The organism is Bacillus sp. LR_5, assembly GCF_042709275.1.
On record NZ_JAVAXX010000306.1, the window covers coordinates 1 to 6,933 of the forward strand.

Annotated in this window: 7 protein-coding genes; 5 read left to right on the forward strand and 2 right to left on the reverse strand. The window is 40.8% G+C overall.

Features of this window, described 5'->3' with window-relative positions:
- The first annotated feature begins 104 nt into the window (after positions 1–104).
- From RAC86_RS32680 to RAC86_RS32700, 5 genes are read left to right on the forward strand one after another with little or no spacing between them, the layout of a single operon-like run.
- The gene (locus RAC86_RS32680; protein WP_033882791.1) at positions 105–839 is read left to right on the forward strand and encodes a class I SAM-dependent methyltransferase; all 735 of its coding nucleotides are present in this window, start codon (positions 105–107) and stop codon (positions 837–839) included.
- On the forward strand, positions 839–1,108 hold the full coding sequence (locus tag RAC86_RS32685; protein WP_033882790.1) for a PqqD family protein: 270 nt from the start codon (positions 839–841) through the stop codon (positions 1,106–1,108). The genes RAC86_RS32680 and RAC86_RS32685 overlap by 1 nt, the downstream gene beginning before the upstream one ends.
- A 3-nt stretch (positions 1,109–1,111) precedes the next feature.
- A complete protein-coding gene (locus RAC86_RS32690; protein WP_003243073.1) occupies positions 1,112–1,594 on the forward strand; it encodes a hypothetical protein in 483 nt (160 codons plus the stop codon).
- Between the two features lie 20 nt (positions 1,595–1,614).
- The gene (gene asnB, locus RAC86_RS32695; protein ID WP_029318573.1) at positions 1,615–3,858 is read left to right on the forward strand and encodes an asparagine synthase (glutamine-hydrolyzing); all 2,244 of its coding nucleotides are present in this window, start codon (positions 1,615–1,617) and stop codon (positions 3,856–3,858) included.
- On the forward strand, positions 3,855–5,054 hold the full coding sequence (locus tag RAC86_RS32700) for an MFS transporter (RefSeq protein ID WP_377886497.1): 1,200 nt from the start codon (positions 3,855–3,857) through the stop codon (positions 5,052–5,054). The genes asnB and RAC86_RS32700 overlap by 4 nt, the downstream gene beginning before the upstream one ends.
- A 63-nt stretch (positions 5,055–5,117) precedes the next feature.
- Here RAC86_RS32700 and RAC86_RS32705 read toward each other — a convergent pair whose 3' ends face one another.
- Both RAC86_RS32705 and RAC86_RS32710 read right to left on the reverse strand, forming a co-directional pair.
- The gene (locus RAC86_RS32705; protein WP_377886498.1) at positions 5,118–6,350 is read right to left on the reverse strand and encodes an outer membrane protein assembly factor BamB family protein; all 1,233 of its coding nucleotides are present in this window, start codon (positions 6,348–6,350) and stop codon (positions 5,118–5,120) included.
- A 100-nt stretch (positions 6,351–6,450) separates the two neighbouring features.
- Positions 6,451–6,876, reverse strand: a complete 426-nt coding sequence (locus tag RAC86_RS32710; RefSeq protein ID WP_038429923.1) for a DUF5391 family protein — start codon at positions 6,874–6,876, stop codon at positions 6,451–6,453.
- Between the last annotated feature and the right edge of the window lie 57 nt (positions 6,877–6,933).

Below are 6,933 nucleotides of genomic sequence, written 5' to 3' on the forward strand. Positions count from 1 at the left end.
CTTTTTGAATTGCGCCGCGCTGTAGCAGCTGGCGGTCATTAATCTTATCCAAAACGATTAACGTTTGAGGCTATCACGCCAACTTGATAAGGAGGATGCTGAAGATGATTACGGCTGAAGAATGCAGAACGTACAAAGAATTTGTTGATCTTTACCAATCCTATCTTTACCCCTTGCTTGGCGCCAGACTGTCCCGGATGTATTCCCCCAAAAACAAAGTCATTATCGATATGGGCACAGGTCCAGGTTATTTAAGCATTCAGTTGGCTAAAAGAACAAATGCGCACGTGCATGCTGTCGATATTAACCCGGCCATGCATGAAATCGCTCAAGAAGAAGCTAAAAAAAGCGGAGTAAGCAGCCTGATTTCATTTGATTTGGAAGATGTCCACCATTTATCTTACGCTGACCAATATGCTGACTTCATCGTCTCCTACTCTTGCCTGCATCATTGGGAAGACGTTGTTAAAGGACTTAAAGAGTGCTATAGAGTTCTGGCTCCGAGCGGAAAAATTGTCATTTTGGATACATTTAATCCCCAAGGAAGCCATTTAGAGATTATGCGAAAACAAATCAAAGAACCGGAATACTTCAGGTTTGTAAGAGAGGCATTTGAAGAAAGTTATTCCTTTGAAGACATTCACCAGTTTGTTCAGGATGCCGGCATTCCCAATTATTCATTAGAAACCTTTCACTTTTTACCGGAGGATTTTATAGAAAGCTTAGATGAGCTGGAGGATGCTCCCCTGTGGGAACAAAATGATCAAAGTGCTGATCATGAAATTGAGTCTGTCACATGGATGTTAACGATAGAAAAAGAAAAGGAAGGTGCATTGTAATGATCAATGAATCAACTGTTTTATCCAAAAATCCAGAAATGCCATCAAGAAAATATTTGAAAAGCATTATTATAGAGCCGGGCATCACTTTAAATGAAATGGCATCAGATATTTATAACCATATCGACGGCAAGGTCAGCATACATGATATTTGCTCAAAAATCGTCAATGAATATGATGTTGATTATCAAACCTGCTTAGAAGATTGTATGGAGCTGTTTGAGTTGCTTATTGAACATGAAGCAATCAAAGTTAAGCAGGGGGCATGAGAATTGGAAAAACAAAAAGTGCTTGCTTTACCAGACGATGTACATGAGCTGAGTACACACCGTTCTAAATCAATCGTAAATTACATCATCACTCTGCTTGCCTTTGCCAAAAAACAAGGATTGACTCATCAAGATATTGTAAGCTGGATTCACGAGCAATATGAGGAAAGAGGATATTATGATGAGTGGAGACACATTAACAGCCAACAACCAGTTGGATCATTTGTGGAACTCTTTATAAAAGGAAGACGTTTACTTTATGACAAAATTGAATTGTTTGAAACAGAAGATAAATATGTCGTAAATACCCACACTTGGTATGAAAAAGAACCTAGTGAGGCCTTTTTTTATTTTGAAATTGATCCCGAAGAATTTTCTGCGTACGCTTCCATTCTCGCAATCGAAAACGCAAAACGTCTCGGAATTAAAATCGATATTGTAAAAGAAACAGATGTAGAGACAGCTTATATCTATAAACATCAATAACGCTATTGGGAGGGAGACATATGTGCGGGCTCGCGGGTATTATAAATCTGGCTGCTCCCCGTTCTCAGGAATGTACCTTTCATATATTGAAAGGCATGGCAGATGCCATCAGCTATAGGGGACCGGATGATGAACAATATCATATTGATTCCAAAGTCGGCTTTGCATTTCGGCGATTGTCCATTCTTGACCTTGTAAATGGACAGCAGCCCTTTTTAAATGAGGATGGATCAATCGTCGTTATGGTAAATGGAGAAATTTATAACTATAAAGAACTGAAGGCTTCTTTACACAATCATATGTTTAAAACGACATCTGATTGTGAAGTAATTGTTCATTTATATGAAGAAAAAGGGATTGGATTTGTAGACGACATCATCGGAATGTTTTCAATAGCCATTTGGGACAAAAATAAAAACAAAGTATTTTTAGTTCGTGACCGCTTTGGGATTAAACCGCTTTTTTACACAGAGCTAAAACACGAGCTTATATTTGCCTCTGAAATAAAATCCCTATTTTCTCATCCTCACTGTCCCCGCCAATTTAATTGGAAAGAAGCACTCTCAGACATTTGGCTAAGCGGGGAAGCAGCCAGTAATCATAAAGAAACCACTTCCTTTTTTGTAAACATCCAAAATCTCGATGCTGGCCATTATCTCGAAATTAATTTGACAACAAATGAACGAAAAACAGCAAGCTATTGGTCTTTACAGGATATTTTGCTCAGGCAAGGCTATCATGAGAATCTCCATCCCGATGACCTGATTGAAGGATATAGAGAACTGCTGGCAGATTCAGTCCATAGATGTTTACAAAGCGACGTTGAAGTCGGGTTGTTTCTTAGCGGTGGCATTGATTCAGCTGCAGTCGCACATTTTGCTGCAGAAAAACAGGATCTCCATACGTTTACAGTATTAAGCCAAAGTACATTTACAAATGAAGATGCAAAATATGCCCATTGGCTGGCTAAAGATTTACACCTTCCAAATCATCAGGTTCTCTATCAATTAGGGAACGATGAGTTATTACAACCAGAGTCATATAAACATTTGTTATGGATCTGTGAAACACCGTTTTGCGGACCGGAACAATTATATAAGTTTCATTTACATAAGTATGCCAAAGCGATAAGGCCAAACCTGAAAGTCATGCTGACCGGCCAGGGCAGCGACGAATTTAACGGCGGTTACAGCACGACACTTTCACCAGCCGAGAACCCAAGTTGGGAAGGATTTATTGAATCGGTCAATACGATGGAGATGAACCGGCTGCATCGGCTGCAGGGAAATATCTTTAGAGTGTGGGAGGAGCATTTTGGACTTTCTCCTATAAACCTTTCTTATTTAAAGAGCAATGATTCCAGCCAAGCAGATCCTTGGCAATCGTATGTCCTGACAAAATACCGTGATCTGCAAATGTATAATTGCTGGCATGAAGATCGGATCGCCGCGGCTAATCATATCGAAAACCGTGTACCGTTCTTGGACCATCGGCTTGTTGAATGGGTTTGCGGAATACCTGATGGACTCCGTAAAGACTTGTTATGGGATAAGTCGGTATTGCGAAAATCATTAACAAATGAGCTGCATACAAGCTATACCCACCGGCCAAAGGTTCCTTTTTTCTATGGTAAGGACGTGAGATATACACATAAAATGATGTTTCATCTTCTGAAGAAAAACAATTATCAGCTTATAGAGGAGGCCTTCTCTCACAGCGATGCCTCCAGCATAATACAGGTTGAACACATTCATGCCATCATGACATATTTGGAGGATGATCCTGAGTTTACAAATTTTGAATTTTTATTAAGACTGGTGAACATGGGACTTTTATCAAAAATGACTAAAGAAACCCCTTCTGTTCAATTAGACATAACCAGCCATTTAGAATCGATAACAATAAAAGACTGGCACTCACAGGAAGGTGATATTGCCAGTCGTTTAAATATCTCAGCCAATAAGTGTGAAGGACAAGATATTTTGGCGCTAAACCCTGGCGTCACTCTGTTAAGGCCGGAAAGCGATAGTGAGCATTGCATCTACATTGCGGAAGAAGGATTTATTCAGTTTATTGTTTCGGAGGAAGACGTCGGAGCTTGGCTGCATATTCTCTGCGATATTAATGGAAAAGACACACTTCATACGATTTTAGACAGACATGGTGTCAGCCTTGAAGAAGTGGCCAAATATATTCAAGAAGCCATCGAACACAATATCATTTTGATCAAACAAAAAAATCTGCCAGAAGGAGCATATAGATGAGCATCTTTTATTCGTTTTCCGCACTTAGGGGATTAGCAATGGGGATTTTTTCGCCTATTTGGATTCTTTATCTGATATCTAAAGATTATGATTTCCTTCAGATTGGATTAATGGGAGCGGTACTTGAAATTGCTAAGCTTATATTTGAAGTTCCTTCCGGCGTTTTTGCTGATCGTTATGGAATTAAAATTTCAATTGCCAGTTCATTCTTTTTCTCCATCCTTACATGGGCCTTCTTCCCTTTTATCGATTCAGCTGCTATTTGCATACTGGCTATGATCATATGGGCTTTATCAGATTCCTTAATTTCCGGTTCTTTTGAAACTTGGATGAGCCGTGTCGCAGGGGAAGATCGATTCGGCAAAGAAATGATGAAAAACACACAATTGCTAATCACTTTTTTAATTATTGGAAGTATTGCCAGCGGGTATTTGTATTCATTAAATATCTATTTTCCTTTCCTGCTCGTTATGGTGATCTACTTATTACTATTTATTTGGATGTCTGTATTTATTAAAGTCCCTTCTGTTTCCGAAACAAATCATGGGGATCAGAACCAACATGATTCGATAAAGATTATCAAAGGAAGTTTAAAAATTATCTTTAACAAAAAAAGGGTTCTTTTAATCGTCATAGCCGGTTTCTTTACAGCCACAGCCTATGACACAATTTCCCGTTACTGGCAGCCTTTTTTGAGTGATTTAGGCTTTTCAGAAAAGTCACTGGGATATATTTTTGCCCTAGGAGGGTTTACCGCTCTCGTTCTTTTGACATTAACCATCAGGTTCGAAAAGAAGATCGAAAAAAATCCATATCTCGCTTTAACCTCATTGGATTCCATGGGCATGGTCATGACTTTTCTATTGTCTAGAGCATTCAGGCCGCTGGGCATTCCATGTACAGCGTTTTTGCTTGCAATTGAAGATATTCATCATCCGATCGTAACAAGTTACTTAAATAAGTTTTTCCCCGATTCATACAAGAACACACTTTTCTCGTTAAACTCAGGGGTAGGAGCAATTGGAGAAATTCTTTCCGGTGTCATTTTCGGCATCATTTCCGCAGCCTTTGGGCTCTCTGCCATGTTTGTTGTTGTAGCTGTATTTCTATTAATCCCTATTATCCTTTATACGATAGTGCCTAAGATTAAAGACAATGATATGAAAGTTCAGATTGAAAAATCCCAGCAAGTGTAAATGTTTTGTATCACAGTAAGAAGACCTTCTTATTAAAAGAAGGTCTTCTGCTATTCTATTCAGTTATTTCCCAAAAGCCATCAGCTTCGTATAACTTCCAATATAAAGTGTTCCGTCCTCAGTAAGCTGCGGAGAAGACACGACGTTGCTGTCGGTTTGATAGCTCCATAATTCATTGCCGTTTGCGTCTGCCGCATAAACCTTCATATCATCTGACCCGAAATACACCGTTCCCTTCGCGTCAATCAGCGGCGCCGTTCTGACAGGACCGTCTGTATAGAATGACCAGTTCATATCCCCGTTTGTGCTGATGGAAAACAGCTCACCGCTTCCTGAGCCGATGTAGATATTGCCATTATGATCAATCGCAGGAGATGAGCTGGAGAACCCGTTTAGCGGGAAAGTCCATTTCAAACTGCCTGTTGATGTATAAGCATACAGCTGTCCATCTTGGTTGCCGGCATAAACGTTGCCGTCCTTATCAATCACCGGATATCCTTTAAACGCATTTGACGTCGTTCTGGACCATTTCACCTGTCCGGTTCCGGAGTTGATCGCATAAAATACGTAATTATATGTGCCGACATACACGGTGCCGTTTTTGGCAAGCACCGGCACAGAGCTGACGACACCATTTGTTTTCAACTTCCAGCGCTCTGTCCAGGTTGATTTTGACGTCGGTTTGATCGCGTGAACATAATTATCAAGTGTTGAGAAATACAACGTCCCGTCTGAACCGATCACCGTTTCAGAGCTTGGCCCGCCGCTTAACGGAACCGTTGTTAAAATTTCTCCCGTTTCTTTGTCAATAAAATAAATCTTTTTGTCATAGGATGCCAAATAGATAACGCCGTTGGTCCCAAGTACAGGAGATTGCGTATATGTTTTTCCAAGATTGCCCGTCACCCATTTGACTGAGCCGTCTGGATTAAAGGCTTTCATTTCCCCGTCTCTGGAATGAAGATATACTGTGCCGTCTCCGTCAATCACAGCCCCCGCTCCATTTTGCGGAGTCGTTCTGATGTCGTTTTGCCATTTCAGCGTCCCATCTGTATTTCCGGCGAACCGGCTTTCGCGTGACCAGTTAAACATGGCAGGCGCCATCGCTTGTACATCATATCTTCCTGGCAAAAAGCCAGATGCTCCATTATTTTGAGAAAACACCGTTTCCGCCGCATAAGCAGCTGTCGGCTGAAGCACTTTGGCAGCGGGCACATCAGAAACAGCGCCGGCCGAAACAGCCGCCGCCACCGCAGCTCCCGCAATCAAAGCTTTCATACGAAATGACTTGACCATCATTGAGACCCCCATTATATGTAACTTCTAATTTGTGACCATCATAACATATTCATCCATTTTATAAATCTATTTCACAAAAACATCACAAACTAGAAAACTATGTAAGAGTATTCACGGACGTTTTTTCAGCACCCGGCCGAAATGCAGCCACAAACCAAATGACGTTGACAGCAGCCGCAGCGAGACTAATTCCGAAAACAAAGATCACCTCAGAAAGCAGATGGTCACTAAAGAAACTAAACATCAAGATAAAACCGGCCGAAGACAAATGAATCAAAAGCCCGAAGCCGCAAAGCACCGCCATGACATACCTCATTGCATCGACTCCGAGCATATAAACGAGAAATGGAATGAAATACAATACAAGGATCATACCGACAGCTGACCACATGCCAGCTGAATTAAACTGATTGGCCGCCGCTCCCGTTCCGGCCAGCGGCGTAAGTGAAGCCGCCACTATCACGGCGCAAAAAAGAAACGCAGAAATGGTTGTCATGATCGCCACGCTATTTTTTTTAGACATCAAACTCCTCCTTTAATAGAAATATTAACCTTTTTCATTATAAGTAAGTTGAATGTT

Coding starts and splice junctions, on each gene's coding strand:
- RAC86_RS32685 (WP_033882790.1), top strand. CDS start 839: ATGATCAATGAATCAACTGTTTTATCCAAAAATCCAGAAATGCCATCA.
- RAC86_RS32710 (WP_038429923.1), bottom strand. CDS start 6,876: ATGTCTAAAAAAAATAGCGTGGCGATCATGACAACCATTTCTGCGTTT.
- RAC86_RS32700 (WP_377886497.1), top strand. CDS start 3,855: ATGAGCATCTTTTATTCGTTTTCCGCACTTAGGGGATTAGCAATGGGG.
- RAC86_RS32680 (WP_033882791.1), top strand. CDS start 105: ATGATTACGGCTGAAGAATGCAGAACGTACAAAGAATTTGTTGATCTT.
- RAC86_RS32705 (WP_377886498.1), bottom strand. CDS start 6,350: ATGGTCAAGTCATTTCGTATGAAAGCTTTGATTGCGGGAGCTGCGGTG.
- asnB (WP_029318573.1), top strand. CDS start 1,615: ATGTGCGGGCTCGCGGGTATTATAAATCTGGCTGCTCCCCGTTCTCAG.